At 57.5% G+C, this 20,682-nt stretch carries 17 protein-coding genes; 10 read left to right on the top strand and 7 right to left on the bottom strand.

The genetic code is table 11. The features are described from left to right. Position 1: 1 nt before the first annotated feature. Complete coding sequence (locus B3729_RS02300) at positions 2 to 2,701, top strand: [protein-PII] uridylyltransferase (RefSeq protein ID WP_286786939.1); 2,700 nt, start codon at positions 2 to 4, stop codon at positions 2,699 to 2,701. A gap of 45 nt (positions 2,702 to 2,746) precedes the next feature. After that, positions 2,747 to 3,940, top strand: coding sequence for a succinyldiaminopimelate transaminase (dapC, locus tag B3729_RS02295; protein WP_286786938.1), 1,194 nt, complete (start codon positions 2,747 to 2,749; stop codon positions 3,938 to 3,940). Between the two features lie 7 nt (positions 3,941 to 3,947). On the opposite strand, the gene B3729_RS02290 is transcribed toward dapC, so the two are convergent. From B3729_RS02290 to B3729_RS02275, 4 genes are all read right to left on the bottom strand, one after another. Then, positions 3,948 to 5,582 (bottom strand): Na+/H+ antiporter, encoded by a 1,635-nt coding sequence (locus tag B3729_RS02290; RefSeq protein WP_286786937.1) that lies wholly within the window; start codon positions 5,580 to 5,582, stop codon positions 3,948 to 3,950. Between the two features lie 214 nt (positions 5,583 to 5,796). Then, a complete protein-coding gene (locus B3729_RS02285; RefSeq protein ID WP_286787079.1) occupies positions 5,797 to 6,753 on the bottom strand; it encodes a class I SAM-dependent methyltransferase in 957 nt (318 codons plus the stop codon). A 72-nt stretch (positions 6,754 to 6,825) separates the two neighbouring features. Continuing rightward, positions 6,826 to 8,304, bottom strand: coding sequence for an iron-containing redox enzyme family protein (locus tag B3729_RS02280; RefSeq protein ID WP_286786936.1), 1,479 nt, complete (start codon positions 8,302 to 8,304; stop codon positions 6,826 to 6,828). A 146-nt stretch (positions 8,305 to 8,450) separates the two neighbouring features. After that, positions 8,451 to 9,392 carry a DNA/RNA non-specific endonuclease gene (locus B3729_RS02275; protein ID WP_197871944.1) on the bottom strand — a complete coding sequence of 314 codons (942 nt, stop codon included), beginning with the start codon at positions 9,390 to 9,392 and terminating at the stop codon, positions 8,451 to 8,453. 155 nt (positions 9,393 to 9,547) lie between these two features. On the opposite strand from B3729_RS02275, the gene B3729_RS02270 reads away from it, so the two are divergent. From B3729_RS02270 to B3729_RS02245, 6 genes are all read left to right on the top strand, one after another. Further along, positions 9,548 to 9,913 (top strand): ArsC family reductase, encoded by a 366-nt coding sequence (locus B3729_RS02270; RefSeq protein ID WP_010797369.1) that lies wholly within the window; start codon positions 9,548 to 9,550, stop codon positions 9,911 to 9,913. 1 nt (position 9,914) lies between these two features. Next, on the top strand, positions 9,915 to 10,541 hold the full coding sequence (locus tag B3729_RS02265; protein WP_122043262.1) for a LysE family translocator: 627 nt from the start codon (positions 9,915 to 9,917) through the stop codon (positions 10,539 to 10,541). A gap of 26 nt (positions 10,542 to 10,567) precedes the next feature. After that, positions 10,568 to 11,608, top strand: a complete 1,041-nt coding sequence (gene dapD, locus B3729_RS02260; RefSeq protein WP_286786935.1) for a 2,3,4,5-tetrahydropyridine-2,6-dicarboxylate N-succinyltransferase — start codon at positions 10,568 to 10,570, stop codon at positions 11,606 to 11,608. Positions 11,609 to 11,713: 105 nt separating this feature from the next. Next, positions 11,714 to 12,919 carry an aminotransferase class V-fold PLP-dependent enzyme gene (locus B3729_RS02255; protein WP_286786934.1) on the top strand — a complete coding sequence of 402 codons (1,206 nt, stop codon included), beginning with the start codon at positions 11,714 to 11,716 and terminating at the stop codon, positions 12,917 to 12,919. Then, on the top strand, positions 12,916 to 13,320 hold the full coding sequence (locus B3729_RS02250; protein ID WP_197871947.1) for a SufE family protein: 405 nt from the start codon (positions 12,916 to 12,918) through the stop codon (positions 13,318 to 13,320). The genes B3729_RS02255 and B3729_RS02250 overlap by 4 nt, the downstream gene beginning before the upstream one ends. Positions 13,321 to 13,376: 56 nt before the next feature. Then, complete coding sequence (locus B3729_RS02245) at positions 13,377 to 14,333, top strand: DUF72 domain-containing protein (RefSeq protein WP_010797364.1); 957 nt, start codon at positions 13,377 to 13,379, stop codon at positions 14,331 to 14,333. Here the strand turns inward: B3729_RS02245 and tadA are convergent. The 3 genes from tadA to B3729_RS02230 all read right to left on the bottom strand — a co-directional run bounded on the left by tadA (position 14,330) and on the right by B3729_RS02230 (position 17,331). Next, the gene (gene tadA, locus B3729_RS02240) at positions 14,330 to 14,824 is read right to left on the bottom strand and encodes a tRNA adenosine(34) deaminase TadA (RefSeq protein ID WP_010797363.1); all 495 of its coding nucleotides are present in this window, start codon (positions 14,822 to 14,824) and stop codon (positions 14,330 to 14,332) included. The genes B3729_RS02245 and tadA overlap by 4 nt on opposite strands. A gap of 14 nt (positions 14,825 to 14,838) precedes the next feature. After that, the gene (locus B3729_RS02235) at positions 14,839 to 16,209 is read right to left on the bottom strand and encodes a multicopper oxidase family protein (RefSeq protein ID WP_286786933.1); all 1,371 of its coding nucleotides are present in this window, start codon (positions 16,207 to 16,209) and stop codon (positions 14,839 to 14,841) included. Positions 16,210 to 16,332: 123 nt separating this feature from the next. Next, positions 16,333 to 17,331 (bottom strand): LacI family DNA-binding transcriptional regulator, encoded by a 999-nt coding sequence (locus B3729_RS02230; protein WP_122043267.1) that lies wholly within the window; start codon positions 17,329 to 17,331, stop codon positions 16,333 to 16,335. Between the two features lie 271 nt (positions 17,332 to 17,602). On the opposite strand from B3729_RS02230, the gene B3729_RS02225 reads away from it, so the two are divergent. Both B3729_RS02225 and B3729_RS02220 read left to right on the top strand, forming a co-directional pair. Beyond that, on the top strand, positions 17,603 to 19,387 hold the full coding sequence (locus B3729_RS02225; protein ID WP_286786932.1) for an IlvD/Edd family dehydratase: 1,785 nt from the start codon (positions 17,603 to 17,605) through the stop codon (positions 19,385 to 19,387). A 71-nt stretch (positions 19,388 to 19,458) separates the two neighbouring features. Continuing rightward, entirely contained in the window at positions 19,459 to 20,619 is a 1,161-nt protein-coding gene (locus B3729_RS02220; protein ID WP_286787078.1) for a fumarylacetoacetate hydrolase family protein, read from the top strand. Positions 20,620 to 20,682: the final 63 nt, after the last annotated feature.

Genomic DNA, 20,682 nt, shown 5'->3' with positions numbered 1-20,682 from the left:
TATGCCCCAGGTAGATCCCGAACTGTTCGACCGCGGACAGTTCCAGGCTGAACTCGCATTAAAGACCAGCCCCATCGCCGCGTTCAAAAAGGCGGTCCGCAAGGCAAATGAGGTATTGGACGAGCGATTTTCAGCCGGGCGCAGTACGCGTCGCCTGGTTGAGGATCGAGCCTGGTTCGTTGACCAGATACTGTGCGAAGCCTGGCAACGACTGAACTGGGGTAATGCACAGATTGCCTTGCTCGCCGTAGGGGGGTATGGCCGCGGCGAGCTGCATCCGCAATCGGACATCGATTTGCTCATTTTATTGGGCTCAGAAGATCAGGAAGCGCATCGGGAAGCCATTGAAGGCTTCCTGACGTTGCTGTGGGATATTGGCCTTGCTGTCGGACAGAGTGTGCGCTCGGTTCAGGAGTGCGCGGATGAGGCCAGGGCCGACCTGACCGTCATCACCAATCTGATGGAGTGCCGTACCATTGCCGGCCCGGAAGCCCTTCGTCTGAGGATGCTGGATGTAACCAGCCCCAAGCGAATGTGGCCCAGCCGTGATTTCTTTCTGGCAAAGCGGGATGAGCAGAAAGCCCGGCATGCCAAGTACAACGACACGGAATACAACCTTGAGCCCAACGTCAAAGGCTCACCGGGTGGATTACGTGATATCCAGGCACTCTTGTGGGTTGCACGCCGCCATTTCGGGACGCTGAACCTGCATGCGCTGGTTGGCCAGGGTTTTCTGACTGAAAGCGAATGTTCGCTGCTGGCTTCCAGTCAGGAGTTCCTGTGGAAGGTGCGTTATGCCCTGCATATGCTGGCAGGCCGACCTGAGGATCGCCTCCTGTTTGATCATCAGCGCCGCATCGCCGGCCTCCTGGGTTATGAAGACAGCGATGCGAAGCTGGCCGTTGAGCGCTTCATGCAGAAGTATTATCGCGTGGTCATGGACATTGCCCAGCTCAACGATGTTGTCATGCAGCACTTTGAGGAAGCAATCCTGCGGGATGACGAAAGCGAGCCAACGCAGCCTCTTAACAGCCGCTTCCAGTTACGGGACGGCTATATTGAGGTTACGCATCCGGAGGTATTCAAGCGCACCCCCTTTGCACTGCTGGAAATTTTCGTGCTGATGGCTCAGCACCCGGAAATCAAGGGTGTTTCTGCGGGTACGATCCGGTTGCTTCGCGACCACCGTCATCTAATCAATGACGAATTCCGACATGACATCCGCAACACCAGCTTATTTATCGAGCTGTTCAAGAGCCGCGAAGGCATTCATCGCAACCTTCGCCGTATGAACCGCTACGGTATTCTTGGCCTGTACTTGCCGGAGTTCGGCCAAATCATCGGTCAGATGCAGCATGACCTGTTCCATATCTATACGGTCGATGCGCATACACTTAATCTGATCAAGCATCTGCGCAAACTGAACCGACCGGAGATGACGGAAAAGTATCCTCTGGCCACGCGGGTGATGAACAAGCTGCCTAAACCGGAGTTGATCTATATTGCCGGTCTTTACCATGACATTGGCAAGGGCCGAGGCGGTGATCATTCGGAGCTGGGCGCCGTAGATGCCGAAGCGTTCTGCCGCCGCCATCAGCTACCCGAATGGGACAGCAACCTAATCTGTTGGCTGGTACGCAATCACTTGGCGATGTCGACCACAGCGCAGCGCAAGGATTTGTCTGACCCCCTGGTGATTCATGACTTTGCACAGACGGTAGGCGACCAGGTCCATCTGGATTATCTCTATGCGCTCACTGTGGCAGATATCAACGCGACCAACCCCAACCTCTGGAACTCCTGGCGCGCCAGTCTGCTGCGACAGCTGTATACCGAGACCAAGCGTGCCTTGCGCCGCGGACTTGAGAATCCGGTAGAACGTGAAGAGCAAATTCGCCAGACACAGAGTTCAGCCATCGATATTCTGGTGCGTAATGGCATCGATCAGGATGATGCCGAACACCTATGGGGGCAGCTCGGTGACGACTATTTTCTGCGTCACACTGCCAGCGATGTAGCGTGGCACACCGAAGCTATTTTGAGTCATCCCAATGACGGTAATCCGCTGATCCTGATCAAGGAGACTACCCAACGCGAGTTTGAAGGCGGCACCCAGATCTTCATTTATGCGCAGGACCAGCACGACTTCTTTGCCGTGACTGTGGCGGCAATGGACCAGCTGAACCTGAGCATCCAGGACGCGCGCATTATTACGTCCACCAGCCAGTTTACCCTGGATACCTATGTTGTACTCGACGCGGACGGAGGCTCTATCGGCAATAACCCGGCCCGTATCCAGCAGATCAGAAGCGGCTTGATCCAGGCCCTAAAAACACCTGAAGAGTACCCCAACATCATCAACCGACGTGTTCCTCGTCAGCTCAAACATTTTGCGTTCGCGCCACACGTGAATATCTATACGGATGCTCAGCGCGCCGTGAGCCTGATTGAGCTGACCGCCCCTGATCGCCCGGGCCTATTGGCTCGCGTGGGCGGTATATTCCTGGATTTCGACCTGTCGGTTCAGAATGCCAAAATCGCCACGTTGGGCGAGCGTGTTGAAGACGTCTTTTATGTTACGGATGCTCAAGGGCAGCCCCTGTCGGATCCGAAGCTGTGCGAGCAACTTCAACAAGCGCTGATCAAAAACCTAAGCGGGGCCAATGGCTCAGAAACGCCGTTGCTACGCATCAGTATCTAATGGACAACTCAGCCTAAGGCCAGGCTGCACTCGCGAGACCTGTATATGAACGATGCCTTGAACCTGCTCCAGCCCTACCCTTTCGAAAAACTGCGCACGCTGCTGGCAGGTGTCCAGCCACCGGCAGATAAAAAGGCCATCGCGTTATCAATCGGCGAACCTAAACACCCCTCCCCAGCGTTTGTCGCAAAAGCGCTGACCGAGCACCTTGATCAACTGGCGGTCTATCCAACAACAGCCGGACTGCCTGCTTTGCGCGAAGCGATTGTGACGTGGTGCGAGCAGCGTTTTCGTGTACCGACTGGCTGGATGGATGCGGCTCAGCATGCCTTACCGGTAACCGGCACGCGCGAAGCGCTTTTCTCTTTTACACAGGCGGTGGTGAATCGCCAGGAAGACGCGCTGGTAGTAAGCCCCAACCCTTTCTATCAGATCTATGAAGGCGCCACGCTGCTTGCTGGTGCGCAGCCGCACTACCTGCCCTGCCTGCCCGAGAAAGGTTTTAATCCTGACTTCGATGCCGTTCCAGCCGAAATATGGGATCGCTGCCAGTTGCTGTTCCTGTGCTCTCCTGGCAATCCAACCGGAGCATTGTTGCCTGTCGAGACCTTGAAGCGTTTGATCGAGCTGGCCGACCAGCATGACTTCGTGATTGCAGCAGATGAGTGCTATAGCGAGCTGTATTTCGATGAAGACAACCCACCTGCAGGTCTTTTGACGGCTTGTGCGGAGCTGGGTCGCAAGGACTTCAGCCGTTGCGTGGTCTTTCACAGCCTGTCCAAGCGCTCGAATCTACCTGGTTTGCGCTCAGGCTTCGTTGCAGGGGACGCCGAGATTCTCAAACGCTTCCTGCTGTATCGGACCTACCACGGCTGCGCCATGCCGATCCAGGTACAGCGCGCCAGCATTGCCGCATGGAGCGATGAGATCCACGTACGCGAGAACCGCGTGCTTTACCGGGAAAAATTCGACGCTGTGCTGGCAATACTAAAAGATGTATTGGACGTCGAGCGTCCGGACGGCGGTTTTTACCTCTGGGCTAAGACACCGTTAGATGACGAGTCCTTCGCCCGTGAGCTATACGCAAAGGAACATGTTACCGTTGTGCCAGGCTCCTACCTTTCCCGGACGGTGGACGGCGTGAATCCTGGTGCCAATCGGGTTCGCATGGCCTTGGTCGCACCTCTGAACGAGTGTATCGAAGCAGCCGAGCGTATCCGCGCATTCTGCAGCCGCTGACGCCTGCTCAGCCTGCCGCTGAAGCTGGCAGGCTGCGCATCAGTGTCGCCTCGCTGAAGTCCAGATCACTCAGGACTTCAGCGACGATTTCATCGTCGATTACGCCAGACAAGCGCATACGATAGAGCTCCCGACGCTGAGCCCGGATAGCCAGCAACCGCAGCTGCGTTTCAATAAACAGACTGATTCGGGCATGCGCCTGAACCTCCTCCGTGTCCTGGTAGATATCAAGCTGTTCGCGAAACTCGGCCATGAGCTGCGTCTTGATTTCCGCCTTCAATCCCGCACGCGCAGGATCTTCGTCATCAATACTTTCCGCCTCAAGGGCGCGAAGAGCTGCTTCTGCCGTATTACGCCGAATCTCTCGGCGCTCACGGTCGGCAGCCTCATTGGTACCCACACTTAGTCCACGCAGCAGCAGGGGCAATCCAATGCTGGCCGCCAGCAGGGACAGCAGGATTACGCCCGCAGCAATAAAGATCAGGACATCGCGCTGGGGGAATGGCTGTCCATTCGCGAGAACAATGGGTAGAGACAGTACACCTGCCAGCGTCACGGCCCCGCGTACACCTGCAATTGACGCAATAATTGCGGTACGTTGGAAATCATTGCCCGGCATAGCCTCATGATGTCGGGAGATGCGCCAATACAGGTTCATGACCAGGTAACGCAGCAGGATCAGCGCCAGGAAGATTAGAGTCACCTCCCCCATCAGCCACCCTAGCGTCTTGTAGACATGCTCGGAAGGCTTGAGCACGGCAGCAATGATGTCGGGCAGCTGCAGGCCCAAGAGCAGGAACACCAGTCCATTGAAGGTGAACTCCAGCATCGACCAGATACTGTGGTTGAGCAATCGAGTACGCGACTGCCTGGGCAGCATGTCGATACGGCTTTGCACAAGCCCGGCGGCAACCGCAGAAAGAATGCCTGAGAAGCCCAGGTGTTCGGCAATGACATAAGCGGCAAATGGCAATAGAAGCAAGAAGACGACATAGGGTGCAGGATCCGTCCACCCATGCTCGACCAGCCAGTTACGGGCCTGCCCTGTCAGCCAGCTGAGCGCCGCCCCTGTAAAGAGCCCGCCAATGGCAACCATGAGAAACGTCAGACTCGCATCTGCCAGTGAAAACACGCCCGTCATGGCAGCCGCTACGGCAAAGCGAAAGGTGACAAGACCGGACGCATCATTGAAAAGTGCTTCACCCTGCAGGATATGCATCAGCCGCTTAGGCAGTTTCCCACGTGCAATTCCGGACACCGCAACGGCATCGGTCGGCGACAGAACCGCGGCCAGTGCAAAGGCTACCGGCCAGGACAAGCCAGGCACCAACCAGTGAATAAAGGCGCCAGCGGCCAAAACGGTGATGAATACCAGACCAAACGCCAGCGTCAGGATAGGCGCCCGAAGCCGCCAGAGTTCGCGCTTCGGCATGCGCCACCCATCAGAGAACAGAAGTGGCGGAATGAATAAGAGCATAAATAGCTCAGGATCAAGCGCGACATGCAAGCCCAGGGATGGCAACGCCAGTAACGCCCCGACAACGACCTGGATCAGTGGAAGCGGCACGGGAAGAAACTGAGCACTCAAGCGGGTCGCGCCCACCACAAGCAGCATGATCAAGATGGTATAAACGAGTGTCACCGCTTCTCTCCGCTGGCTACCGAGCCGATCCGCCCGATCTGTACGACACGATCCCTATCGACAAGCCCTGCAAAGACACGTTCGGCAATGCCGCGCCCAAACGGTAGGCATGAGGTGTCATGAGGTCATACACCTCACCCAAGGCTCGCCAGTACGTCGTGCTGGCGCCAACTGGACGCCCTCAACTAAGAGGGCGTCACGTTGAAAGACAGTTTCAGGCTGGGCGGGTAACGGTCAGGGTTACAGCCGCGATGCGGTCGGCCTGTGCATAAACACCGGATTCCAGTTCCTCACCGAAGACATCCGGATCCATCTCACGATAGCGCCAGACCAAATCTGTTTTGGCTAACCGCTCCTGGACAGCCTCTAGGAACGGATCCTGGCCGTCCACCATGGCCACGCCGGTATACAGCAGCAAGGTTCCCGCTGGTGCCAAGCGCTCCAGCGCGGCGTCCAGAATGGAAAGAGAGAGTCCGGCTCCCAGCGGCCCGCCCCCGTGGCGATAGGCGCGTTCGGTAGGATCGACCAGGTAAGGCGGATTGGAAATAATAAGATCGAACTCGCCTTCAACATCATTCAGCAGGTTGCTATGCCGAGCCACCACATTGGTCGCTTCAGCCATGTCCGCATTGATTTCAGTAAAGCGGAGCGCGCGATCGTTGATATCAACAGCCAAGACCTCGGCGCCTGGCCTCGCCAGCGCGACAAGTATCGCACCCGGACCTGCACCACTGCCGATATCGACTGCCCGCCGGATCTGCCCAGTTTCGAAGCGTAGCAGGGCTTCGATAGCGTTGGCGTAGCGATACGTATCTGGACCAAAGAACACTGCATCCGCCTCGTCCGTAGGATAAGCGGAGTGGATGAACAGCTGATCGCCCAAAGTCGACACGCGAACCTTACTGCGCCAACCATCCTGGTAGGATTCCAGGATGTCGGCGGCCTGCATGGCTTCGAAAAGCTCGGGTGAAATGAGCCCCTGCCTGAAGGGCCGACTCCAGCCAAAAATACCTTGCAAGTCCTTTGCCCACTCGTTAACGGGGCGACTATTGACGCGGGCATGTGAGGCCGGCGTTATTGTGATGAATTGGTAATGAGCGTCGCGTAATGCTTCGATCAGGAGGCGAAAAGGTTGGACCGAGTGTTTGGAGATTGCAGGCTGTTCGCGCATCTGTGTATCCATCACGCAGTTTGATCCTTTAGAAGCAGGACAGGGCCCTCGTTGGGCCCTGTCCTTGGATGGTCAGTTGAAAAGCTTGTTGAAGAGGCGTGTGGCCAACAATCCAGAGGCGGTATGGTGATTGGCTGGCGACATCATCTCGATCAGAAGCGCCATACCCGCTTCGCGAGTCGGCTGGCACGCCAGGCGTTGCTCCAGGGCCGCGGCTTCGCTGTCAAAGTCATTTACCTCTGCAATAGAGGCATTTGAGGCCGCATTATCGCCTGCGCTTTGACAAAGCGCTTCCTGCTGGCGCTGCTTGGCGCGAAAGCTCAGCTCCCGCTTAGGCAAGATAGCGACTCGGTCCTGCCCTGCCTGGTCCTTGGCTATTACCTTGGCACCGGTGTGCACCAGATCACCCGCAATCCAGTCATGGATAAGCTGCTGCTCATAGGCAGTAAACACACCAAACATTTCGGCACGCTCACCTTGTATGAGCTTCCAGAAACGGCTGTTTTGTGGGTCTTCATGGCGCTTGATCCAGCCTTGAGCCTCCATGGCTTCAAGAAAGGCCGGTATCTGAGCTGGATCGGCCAGCCACTCACTTACATTGCGCCCACCGATTCGGCAGTAATCAGAATGCACGTATTTGCCGACGGTGCTTTTCTCTGCCATTAGCGAAATAACTTCCTGTTCAAGATCGAACGAGCCAATGACAGACGTTGTGCCTGCGCCCAGGTTGTTAAGCAGATAGCCCTGAGCTACACGTCGATAGAATGCTTCGCGACCTTCTACCGGCATGGCGTCATGAACGGCCTGCAGGGCCTTCTTTGCATGACCGGTACCGGCGTTATCGACCGTCACGTGCAACGTAAAGTAATAAGGATCGATCCCAAGCTCATTCAACTCGTAAGAGGTAATGAGCAGATGAAGCGGCAACTGTTCATAGCCGAGGTTGAAGCCAATGATCTCGGGCAGGAAATGCTCGGCGTTATAGGCCAGCGCCAGCTGGATCGCACCCTGAACATAATGATCATCGCTCAGGCCATCCCAGTCTTCACAACCGTTACTGGCCAGCAATTTCTTATACAGGACGACATGATTCTTGTCTGGCAAACCCTCGCCCAACTCTTCCAGATAGATCTGGATAGGTGCAGTGAAGCGGGTGTCATTCCAGCGCTGCAAAATACCGTACAGCCAGGCGCCGTCTACCAGTTTGGTCGGGGCAACCCCTCTCAAAAAGTAGAGCGCATGGGATTTACTCGTGAAATAACGACGAGGGGCGCCTGCCTTTCGCGACTTGAGATAGGCTCGGTACTCCTGACCTACCTGCTCGGTACTTTGTAGCATCCAGCGCTCTAGCCCTTGCGGATCCTCCGGCAAATCGGATGGCATAGGTCCAGTCGCACTCAGCTGCTCGTCAAGATAGTGCCGAGCCCTTTCGAGCGCGTCAGCCGCGGGTTTCTGTTCAAGCAGAGAAAAATAAAGATGACGGGATGGCTCAAGGGCGTACGGCGTTAACACAGCCTGTCGGCTCGTCGTGGCTCGTGTAGTGGTCTGCATACGTCAGCACATCTGGCAGTTAATAATTGTACAGGTTGTACAATTTGGCCCCTGCCTGGCGGGTGAGTTCCTTACCTTGTGTCCGCTTGGCAGAAAACGATTGCAACTCAAGAGGCCAACGTCTTGAGCTGCAAGGCGTTAAGCCATCAAACCCGTATGTCGGCCAATGTGTGAAGCTCAGCCTCGATCCGTGTCCCTGTCATGGCCTCCTCGTTGGAAAAACCGTCGTAACGGGAGAGTGGGCCAAAATTGATACCTGTCAGCTGTTCGATACGACGAACACTGCGCTGATAGGTTCGGAAGCGTCCGAACGCGGCATCCAGCTGTCCCAGCTCGCTAGATTGATCGATCATGTAGGCGGTTGCAGATGGTTTTCCGTCATCGGATAAAAAGGCGACTACCTTCCAAAAAGCAGACGGGATCAGCACACCTCGATAGCGCCGGTCATCGTCCCGGAAAACCGGCCCGGTAAATACCGTTGCCCGTTCCTTCCAGCGCCGGGTGTTTTCCAGCAGGTAGTTTTCCAGATCCAGCCAGTTCTTCTGATTGAAGCCGGCCATCTGCGGAGAGCAGTTGGTGAAATGAAAGGTGTCACGGTTGGCAACTTCCGCCTCATTCCCCCAGTTAGGGTCCTCACGACGAACAAGGTGTCCGCGATCCAGCAGGTTATTGGCGTACAGGTCTTCGCCAATCTGGGCTTCCAGCGGGATACGTCCGTCATAGGACCAGCGATCCTTGCCCCGCTCGACCGAAACGGACTGAGCACCATCGATATTGACGCCAACGTAGAACGCCAGCCGGCGTGACGCCGACATGGTGATAGAGAAATGCATATAGTCGAGTCGATTTTCGGCGGAACCCGAAACAGGCAGTACGTCCCCGGCACGCTCATCGCTCATGGTAGGCCAGGGTACGCTGAATTCACCAAGAAAGTCGGCGGCATATCCTGAGCGCCCGCTCAGCGACTCGGCATCAGTGATACGAGGGCCCTGCTGCCTGGCCTCAAGATCAACCGCAGGCGCTGCCTCCTGCGGTGCGAGTCGGCGCATATCGCTCAGTCTGGGTCTGTGGTTCAGGTCGATCGCCATTTCTTCATATTCCTATCGTATAGAGTGCATAGAGAGCTTAGGCAATGCCTTGGCGCCTTGTTATAGATTGCGTCGATAGGCGCACAGCCCACCTCTACATGGCATACTCTGACATTCCTATTTGGCGATTACTTTACAAGGGTGGGAGGCCAGGAATGCCCGACACGAACGGCACATTGAGTTTGTATGGCATAAAGGCCTGCGACACCATGAAAAAGGCGCGCACATGGCTCGACAAACATGGCGTGACCTATCATTTTCACGACTACAAGGTCAGCGGCATCGACCGGGAAACTCTTTCAACCTGGTGCCGTGAGCTTGGTTGGGAAAAGGTGCTGAACCGCGCTGGCACTACGTTCAGAAAACTGCCTGACGAACAAAAGGCAGATCTTGACGAGGCCCGTGCCATCGAGCTCATGTTGGCGCAGCCCTCCATGATCAAGCGTCCTGTACTGGACCTGGGAGAGCGTCGCGTACTAGGCTTCAAGCCGGAACTCTACTCGGCTGAACTGGACCGCTGACATGTCGATTGCCTGGGCACTATTCATACCTTCCTGTTTCGCATTGAACATGGCGCCTGGGCCAAACAATCTGCTGTCCGTCAATAATGCTGCCCGCTTCGGCTTTGCAGCGGCCTGTATCGGCACCTTGGGCCGACTGATTGCCTTTGCCGGCATGATCGCGCTGGCGGGCTCAGGCCTGGCGCTCGTATTGTTGACGTCGGCCTGGCTCTTTACTGCGATCAAGCTTGTAGGTGCGGTGTACCTCATCTGGACTGCCATCCGCTTATGGACTGCCAACACCTCGACGGACGCTCCATCTCCTGACGAAGTCATCAAGGCAGACCTCTGGAAGTTGATGCGTCAGGAGTTTCTGATCGCTGCAGGCAACCCCAAAGCTATTTTGCTGTTTACCGCGTTTCTTCCGCAGTTTGTAGTGGTGGGTGAGCCGCTTGGGCAGCAGTTTACTCAATTGGGCGCAGCGTTTCTGATCATGGAATGCTTCGCCATTGCGATTTACGCCTTCGCCGGAGCACGTCTCGGCCGCCTGTTGGCTGGTGAGCGTGCCAAGCGTCTGTTCAACCGTGGTTGTGCCGCCCTTCTGGGTAGTGCCGGTGTGGGATTACTTCTCAGCCGGCGTCCGGCCTGACCTTATTTGTTTAGAAGGAAAGTTTCATGTCTCAGAATGTGTTCAGCCTGGCCTTTGGTGTCGGCACGCAAAATCGCGACGGCGCCTGGCTCGAAGTCTTCTATGCCCAGCCCCTGCTGAACCCCTCGGCAGAACTGATTGCGGCCATCACGCCGGTTCTCAATTATGCAGGCGGGAACCAAACCATCGCCTTTACGCCGTCTCAGGCGCGCTCTCTGGCCGATGCCTTGCGTGGCGTAGAGAACGCTCAGACTCAGATGGCGCTGCTAACCCGTCTGGCTGAAAGCGCCAAGCCGCTAGTTGCCACGATTCTGGCGGAAGACGCTGCGCCCTCCTCAACGCCTGAGGCGTACCTGAAGCTGCATTTGCTGTCGCATCGCCTGGTCAAGCCGCACGGCGTCAACCTGAGCGGCATCTTTGCCCTGCTGCCGAATGTTGCCTGGACCAATCAGGGTGCCATCGACCTGGCAGAGCTGCCTTCCGAGCAACTGGAAGCCCGTCTGCGCGGCAAATTGCTGGAAGTGTTCTCCGTCGATAAATTCCCGAAGATGACCGACTATGTCGTTCCCAGTGGCGTGCGCATCGCCGATACCGCCCGTGTTCGTCTGGGCGCTTATATCGGTGAAGGCACAACCGTCATGCATGAGGGCTTCGTAAACTTCAATGCCGGTACGGCGGGCCCGAACATGGTCGAAGGCCGCGTCTCGGCGGGTGTATTCGTCGGCAAGGGTTCTGACCTGGGCGGCGGCTGCTCCACCATGGGTACTTTGTCTGGCGGCGGCAATATCGTGATCAGCGTTGGCGAGGGCTGCCTGATCGGTGCCAACGCGGGCATCGGCATTCCGCTGGGTGATCGCTGCACCGTGGAGTCCGGCCTGTATGTAACAGCGGGCACTAAGGTGATTGTGCTGGATGATCAGAACCAGCAGATACAGGTGGTCAAGGCGCGCGATCTGGCAGGCCAGAATGATCTTCTGTTCCGCCGCAACTCCCAGACCGGCGCGGTCGAGTGCAAAACCAACAAGAGCGCAATCGAGCTGAACGAAGCCCTGCACGCGCATAACTGAGTCATGGAACCCGGTACCTTGGTACCGGGTCCAGACCTGTAAGTAGGCCGCCCGCCGGCTCACGGCCGGGCGGCTTTTTTTCATCCGTTTCCAAAAGTTGAAGCCATGACATTGCCCTCCCCCTGGCGCACCGACTTTCCGGCCCTTGCTGCCTTTGAAGAAGACGGCATCACCTATCTGGACACTGCGGCCACAGCGCAAAAGCCCAAGGCTGTACTGGATGCGCTCACAGCGTACTATGCCCGCGGCGCCGCCAATGTTCATCGCGCTCAGCACCGCCCTGGCGAGCGCGCAACCCAGGTCTATGAGTCCGTACGCGCCAAGGTGGCCCGCTGGCTGGGCGCTTCCAGTTCAAGGGAAGTCGTGTTTACTCGCGGCACGACGGAAGGGCTCAACCTGATAGCCTACGGGCTTGAGCATCACTTCAAGCCCGGCGATGAAATTGTGGTCAGTGCCCTGGAGCATCATGCCAACCTTCTGCCCTGGCAGCAGTTGGCTCGGCGTCAGGGGGTAGAGTTGATCGTATTGCCGCTTACAGACTCGGGCCATATCGACCTCAATCGAGCCAGTGAACTGATCGGCCCACGCACGCGTCTGGTTGCCATCAGCCAGCTGTCGAACGTATTGGGAACCTGGCAGCCGCTGGCCGAGCTCTCCCGTCTGGCCCACGATCAAGGCGCCTGGTTCGTTGTGGATGGCGCTCAAGGCGTGGTTCATGGCCGCCACAGTCCCAAGGACCTGGGCGCGGATTTCTATGTATTTTCCGGCCATAAGCTCTACGCACCAGAGGCCATAGGGGTACTCTGGGGACATGCCGAGGCCCTGGCAGCTCTTGCGCCCTGGCAGTTTGGTGGCGAGATGGTGCGTAACGCCGATTATGAACACGCTGAGTTTCATTCTGCTCCCATGGGGCTGGAGGCCGGGACACCGCCTGTTGGTGCAGCCATTGGCTTGGGGGCAGCATTGGATTGGCTCAGCGCACAAGACGAGTCATCCATTTTTGGTCATGAGCAGGCGTTGTGCGTGAAGCTACAGGCCGGACTGGCGGCTCGCGAAGGTGTTCGTGTATTGGGCGAGCCGCAGATTGCCCTGGCCAGCGTAGTGGTTGATGGCATACATGTGGCTGATCTTTCCCATATGTTGGGCGAGCAAGGCATTGCCGTGCGAGCGGGCAATCATTGCGCCATGCCGCTGTTCAAGCGCCTGGGCGAGGAAGGCTCGCTGCGGATTTCTCTCGGTCTGTATAGTGACTCAACGGATCTGGAGCGCTTCTTCATGGCGCTGGATAATGCCTTGGAGCTACTACGATGACAGGTTTGACGACTGAGGCGCAGGCTGCGCTGGATGCCTTTTCTTCCGCCAACGGGTGGGAAGCCCGTTCACGTCTCTTGCTGCAGTGGGCGACACGCTTGCCCGATGTTGAAACCCGACGAGACGAAGATCGGGTCTATGGCTGTGAAAGTCAGGTCTGGGTCACTCACAAGCAGGATGGAAAGCAGCATTTCTTTCGAGCGGGCAGCGATTCTCGCATTCTACGTGGCCTGCTGGCTGTACTCTTGGTCCGAGCCAATGGACTGACCCAGGAAGAACTGGCCGTGCTGGATATTCATGACTGGCTGGGCCAACTAGGGCTGGAGCGGCAACTCTCCGCCTCTCGTGGCAATGGCCTACGTGCGGTAGTCGAACGCATGCGAACGCTGGCTGAAGCCTAGCCGAACCCCACTCCCCTCCGCGCAGTCCGAAGAAGAGACGAGTTGAGGAGTTCTCTATGGCTGCGCAGATCCGTATTGGTATTTCCGGCTGGCGCTACGTGCCTTGGCGGGGTGTTTTCTATCCTGAAGGGCTGACTCAAAACAAGGAGCTGCGCTTTGCCTCACGGGCGCTGTCTACAATCGAGATCAATGGCTCCTTCTATTCGCTTCAGCGCCCTCAGAGCTACGCCAGCTGGTATGCAGAAACCGGAGAAAACTTTCTTTTCAGCGTCAAAGGTCCGCGCTACATCACGCATATCCTGCGCCTAAAAGATATCGAAAAAGCGATGGCCAATTTTCTGGCCTCCGGCATCTTTGAGCTCAAGGAGAAACTGGGACCTATCCTCTGGCAGTTTCCAGCTAATTTGAAGTTCGAGCCTGAGCGGTTTGAGGCATTTCTAAAGCTCCTGCCTCAGGACACCCAGACCGCCCAGGCGCTCGCCCTGCATTGTGAGGCGCGCATGGAGGGCCGCTGCAGCCTGAGTATCGATGCCAATCGCCCCTTGCGCCATGCCGTCGAGATCCGGCATGAGAGCTTTATCGACCCCGCTTTTGTCGAACTACTGCGGCGCTATAACGTGGCGCTAGTAATTGCCGACACAGCGGGCAAGTGGCTGTACCGGGAGGATGTCACGGCAGACTTTCTTTATATACGCCTGCACGGTCACGAGCAGCTCTATTCAAGCCGCTACTCGGATGAAGCGCTGCACTACTGGACGTCTCGCATTCAGGCTTGGGCGCAAGGTGGAGAGCCGGACGATGCCCAGCTGATTGACCAGGCACATCGGTTGCCGACACAGGAGAGCCGAGACATCTACTGCTATTTTGATAATGATGCCAATGTCCACGCGCCGTTCGATGCCGACCGGCTCACAGTGGCGCTAGGCCTGAAGGAAAGCCTGGGCAAATGGGATCTAAGCCTGATTGGCGAGGAGGCCAAGCCGAAGCGAAAGAAAAAGGCCAATGCGCCTTAGGATTTACTCCGACGCGCCCGGAAGAAGTCGGTCAGCAAGGCGCCACACTCTTCAGCCAGAAGGCCGCCCTCAACGATAACGCGATGGTTCAGGAAATCCTGCTTGAAAAACTGCCCACGGCTTTCTACCGCACCGGCACGCGGTTCACGTGCACCATACACCAGACGCTGGATCCGGGCGTGCACCAGAAGCCCTGAACACATGCTGCACGGCTCAAGGGTTACATACAAGGTAGTGTCCGGCAGACGATAGTTTTCCAGCGCCAAGGCCGCTGCACGAATGGCCTGCATTTCTGCATGGGCGCTGGGGTCATGGCCGGTAATGGGCTGATTGAAGCCGCGTCCGATGATCCGTCCGTCATGAACCAGTACCGCACCGACAGGCACCTCACCCAGGGATGCGCCTTCAGCTGCCAGCGCCAGCGCCTCTCGCATGAAAAGCTCATCCTGACTACGGTCGATAATGGGAGGGAAACGGCGCATACGATTCATGACAAGCTCAAACGTCAGCTAACCTCAATGGTCCCCATGAGGCCGGTTTCCATGTGGTCGATCACATGGCAGTGAAGCATCCATTGTCCCGGATTATCGGCCATCAGCGCTACCCGAGCTGTCTCGTTCTTGCCGAGCAGGTAGGTATCGGTATAGTACGGCGTCACGGGATGCCGGTCCGAACTCAAGACCTTGAAGGTCAGCCCATGCAGATGCACAGGATGGAAATACTGGGCCATGTTACGAAACTCAAGGATATAACTCTGCCCAAGCTTGAGCTTCGCCAACGCTGGATGCGGGTCCCCTTCCTTGTGCTCGCCACCGGCCTGGCCGTTGATCTGCCAGTACATCGCCTTGCCGCAGTACGCCGGGTCGCTGGCTAGAGTCGCTACCCATTCGAAGCGAAAGCTTACGGTCTCCGCGCGTTCAAGGTCCGGCTCGCTGACAGGGTTTGGCGGCAAGGGCCGCGGCCATTCTCCAGGCTGGGCGCCCTGATCGGTAGACCCCAGGGTGGCCAATCGCAGCGGGCCGTTACGCAGGGACACCTCTGTCCCGGCTGCCGGTACCCTATATGCCAGATCGATACGCATACCAGGGCCTAGCAGGTACTCATCGCCAAACGCCCGAGGTTCGATGGGATGGCCGTCCAGCGCGTAAATACGCGCCTCGACATCCGTCAGGTTCAATCGGTAGGTTGCCGTGTTATCCACATTCAGAATGCGCAAACGCACCACTGCACCCGCGGGCAGATCAATAGTGGGAACGTGCTTTCCGTTTACTGTGGTCAGCCGACCCAGCGTGCCTACGCGAGCCGCCTCTCGAGGAATGCTGAACGCTGTAAAGGCTCCTTGATCATCCACATGCCAGTTCTTCAGGCACAACGTCATATCGTGCGCAAAGCCGGTCGGCTCACGCTCTTCGACAATAAGCGGTCCTTCCAGGCCTCGCCCCAGTTGCTCACTGCTGGCGACATGCGGGTGATACCAATAGGTTCCAGCGTCTGGTGTCTTGAACTGGTAAACGAAACTCTCGCCCGGTAGCACCGGTGCCTGCGAGATATACGGTACGCCATCCATCTCGATGGGCAGACGAATGCCATGCCAGTGAATCGTAGTGGGCTGATCAAGATGATTAGTGAAGCGGACACGCAACCACTCGCCTTGCCGCGCTCGGATTTCCTTGCCTGGAAATTGGCCGCCATAGGCCAGCGCAGGCGTGACATGCCCCGGCACTAACTCGACATCCAGCGGTGCCGCGATCAGCTCGTAGTCATACGCTTTGGCCACTTGTGGCCGCCCCAGCCACCAGCGAGCGCCGCCAGCGCCTACCCCTACCACAGCCAGACCGGTCAAACCGCCGAGCACCTGGCGCCGCGTGAAAGACATGAAATGCAGTCCCTCGGGAAATTGGAGGAGCGCACAATACACCCGATTTCACTCAAAGATAAGAAGCACTCTCAATTAAGTAAGCGGAGACGCACGCTTTCAGACTGATGGGAGATGAGCGACCTAGGCCCTGGGATCAAGCCGTGTCGTTTCGCGGTGAACGATTTCAAATCCCAGGTCTACATGACGCTCCGGCCTGTCCTGCCCCGCCAGATGAGCGACAAGCAGCTCTGCGGCTTCACAACCGATGCGATAGCGTGGTGTTGCCACAGTCGTGAGCGGCGGAGACGTCCAGGCCGACCCGTTTAGGTCATGGAAGCCCATGATGGCCATGCGGTCGGGAACGGCAATACCCAGGCGGCCGCATTTGAAAACAGCGCCCTGCGCCAAGTCATCATTGCAAAAGAACAGCGCCTCACAATCGGGATGTGCACGGTGCATCCGCTCAAACAGCTCTGCCCCCAGTGCCAGGGAAGAGTTGCTGGTCACAAACAGCTCCCGCTGTGGATCATATAACCCGGCTTCCTCAAGCGCCTGGCGGCACCCATCCCGACGCCGCAGCGTACGTGGATCGCCCTGCGCGCCAATGATGCCGATACGTCGATAGCCGCACTCGATCAGATGACGGGCCGCGGCATACCCAGCGGCAAACTGGGAAAACCCTACGCTCCAACAATCGTCCCGCGTCAGAGTTTCGATGGTATGCACCGTTGGAATCTGCTGTTGTTCCAGCAATGCCCATAGCCCGGGCGTATGGTCGATACCCGTCAGGATCACACCATCCGGGGAATGCTGCAGATAGGTACGTAGCAGGTGTTCCTCCTGTTCGAGCGAATAGCCGGTTATGCCGATGAGCAGGTTATAACCATGCCGGTCGAGCCGCTCCTTGATGCCGACCAGGATGTCGACGAACACGCTATTGGTAAGCGAGGGGATCAACACGACAATATTCTGGGAACGTGCCGACGCCAGGGCCATAGCGGCTTGGTTGGGGACGTAGCCCAGCTGGCTGCATGCTTCGAGGATCTTGTCACGCACCGGCACGGCGACCTTTTCCGGCGTCTTGAGCGCTCGGGAAACCGTAATCGAACTCACGCCGACGTGTTCCGCTATGTCCTGCATCGTGACTCGTCTACGAGCCGGTTTCCGGTTTCTCATCATCCATACCGTTATAAGCACAGCTGATTTTAGCGTCAAAAGAGGTCTTTACAAACAAAATGTAGGCGCTAACATCGAAATGTAGGCGCTAACATTCGCTTGATAAAAACAATAGTGGTGAACGCATCATGTCCTTGCCCCTCATACGTTCTTTTCCAGCACAGCGTCTGATACCTGTCATCGCTCCGGAGCGCTCGCTGCGCCCCTTCACCTCTGATCTGAAGAACAACAAAGCATGAGTGAACCCACACAACGCCGACTACGCAGCCAGCAATGGTTTGATGATCCTGCCCATGCCGACATGACCGCGCTTTATGTCGAGCGCTATATGAACTACGGACTGACCCGTGATGAATTGCAATCGGGTCGACCTATTATCGGGATCGCCCAGACAGGTAGCGACCTGGCCCCCTGCAACCGCCACCATTTGGAACTTGCCCAACGCGTCAAGGCCGGCATTCGCGACGCGGGCGGAATTCCCATGGAGTTTCCGGTGCATCCGCTCGCTGAGCAGAGCCGGCGGCCTACCGCTGCGCTGGATCGAAACCTGGCTTATCTGGGGCTTGTGGAGATTCTGCACGGCTATCCGCTCGATGGCGTGGTGTTGACTACAGGCTGCGACAAAACCACCCCGGCCTGTCTGATGGCAGCCGCCACGACAGATCTTCCTGCCATCGTGCTTTCCGGCGGTCCCATGCTGGACGGCTGGCATAACGGCAAGCGTATCGGCTCCGGAACCGTGCTTTGGCATGCACGCAACCTGTTGTCTGCCGGGACGATAGACTACGAAGGCTTCATGGAAATGACCACGGCGGCCTCCCCGTCCATCGGCCACTGCAACACCATGGGCACGGCCCTCTCCATGAACTCACTGGCCGAGGCGCTCGGCATGTCGCTGCCTGGGTGCGCCAGTATTCCGGCTGCCTACCGCGAGCGTGGCCAGATGGCCTACGTCACAGGCAAGCGCATTGTCGACCTGGTGAAAGAAGAGATCCGTCCTTCGCAGATCATGACGCGAGAGGCATTCGAAAATGCCATCGTGCTGGCTTCGGCCCTAGGGGCTTCCAGCAACTGCCCTCCACATCTGATTGCGATTGCCCGCCACATGGGTATCGATCTGAGCCTGGAAGATTGGCAGCGCCTGGGCGAGGATGTCCCGCTGCTGGTCAATTGCATGCCGGCGGGTGAATACCTGGGTGAAAGCTTTCACCGCGCGGGTGGTGTACCGGCCGTGCTTCACGAACTGGATAAGGCCGGTTTGATCCATCGGCACTGCAGCACCGTTTCCGGCAAAACCATTGGCGAGATCATCACGCAGCATCAGACGCTCGACAACGATGTGATTCGCCCCTGCGAATCACCACTCAAACATCGCGCCGGGTTTATTGTCCTGAGCGGCAATTTTTTCGATAGCGCCATCATGAAGGTCTCGGTTATTGGCGAAGCGTTCCGTCAGACCTATCTGGCCGAGCCAGGCAAGGAGAACACCTTCGAGACGCGTGCGATTGTCTTCGAGGGGCCTGAGGATTATCACGCCCGTATCAACGATCCCAGCCTGGAAATCGATGAGCACTGCATCCTGGTCATTCGCGGTTGCGGCACAGTGGGATACCCCGGCAGCGCCGAGGTGGTCAATATGGCGCCACCTTCAGAGCTGATCCGTCGAGGCATCGATTCACTGCCCTGCATGGGTGACGGACGCCAGAGCGGCACCTCAGCCAGCCCGTCTATTCTCAACATGTCACCCGAAGCAGCTATAGGCGGCGGACTTGCCCTGCTCAGAACAGGGGACCGCCTGAGGGTCGACCTTAATGCACGACGGGTCGAACTGCTGATCGACGAGGATGAACTGGAGCGTCGGCGTGGTGAGGCCTTGCCCAGCATTCCGCCCTCTCAGACCCCCTGGCAGGAGCTCTACCGCAAACTGGTCGGGCAGTTATCGACTGGCGGCTGCCTGGAGCCAGCCACCCTGTATATGCGAGTGATCACCGAAAACGGTGCCCCTCGCCACTCCCATTGAGCAAGGAGAACCGCATGTCTTCCTATACGCCTTCACATCCCCTGACGGCGGCCTATCAAGCGCCTGACGACATGGCCGCTGGTACCTGGGTCGGCCGTGTCTGGCTACCCGGCTCCACCGCCGGCCCTGCCGTGGTGCTCGTCAAAGAGCAGGCGGTGTATGACATCAGCACCTCTGTTTCGACCATATCTGCGTTGATGGAACTGGACAACCCTGCTGCCTATCTTCGTGAGCTGCCATTGCCAGCCCCCCTGATAGATCTGCCAGGTCTGCTCGCCAATAGCGACAGCCGCGAGCGTGATGAGAGCAAGCCCTGGCTTCTCGCACCGATCGATCTACAGGCTATCAAGGCAGCCGGTGTCACCTTCGCGGCCAGCCTGCTGGAGCGCGTCGTCGAAGAACAGGCCAAGGGCGATCCAGGCAAGGCGGCTGACATCCGCGGCTCATTGACTGAGCGCATCGGCGTTGATCTATCCGACATCGTGCCAGGATCAGATCAGGCAGAAGCGCTACGAAAGGTACTCATCGAGCAGGGCCTATGGTCTCAATATCTGGAAGTAGGTATAGGGCCGGACGCCGAAGTGTTTACTAAGGCCCAGCCTCTTTCAGCGGTAGGTTACGGCTCGGACATTGGTATTCACCCCAAATCCACCTGGAACAACCCAGAGCCTGAGATTGTGCTGGTGGTCTCCAGTACGGGCAAAGTTCAGGGCGCGACCTTGGGCAACGATGTAAACCTCAGGGATTTTGAAGGTCGTAGCGCTCTGCTGCTGTCCAAAGCCAAGGACAATAATGCTTCAACAGCCATCGGCCCCTTCATTCGTCTTTTCGATGAAAGTTACGGCATCGACGATGTGCGCTCGGCAGAGGTTGACTTGCGCATTCACGGCGAAGACGGCTATCTGTTGGAAGGCCACAGCTCCATGCGCCAGATCAGCCGAGACCCACTCGATCTGGTCGCGCAGACGCTTAATGCCAACCACCAGTACCCGGATGGGTTTGCCCTATTTCTCGGTACCCTATTCGCTCCACGCCAGGATCGCGATCAACCCGGCGGAGGCTTCACTCACAAGCTGGGCGATGTGGTCACGATCAGCACATCGCGTTTGGGCACGCTGAGCAACCGGGTCACCACCAGCGACCAAGCTGCCCCGTGGTCCTTCGGCATTCGCTCACTGATGGACAATCTTCAGCGCCGCGGCCTGCCCTTGAGCGCTGTTCCTCTGCAGTGACCCATCAGCAGCCCTGTATTTACCTGAACTGTTCAGCCTGACTACTCCAGGCTGAACCTGCCT

The organism is Pseudomonas sp. UBA3149 (assembly GCF_002364655.1).
Taxonomy (GTDB): domain Bacteria; phylum Pseudomonadota; class Gammaproteobacteria; order Pseudomonadales; family Pseudomonadaceae; genus Chryseomonas; species Chryseomonas luteola.
Note: the sequence above shows the minus strand (reverse complement) of the source record. Positions and strands in the feature narration are given on the sequence as shown.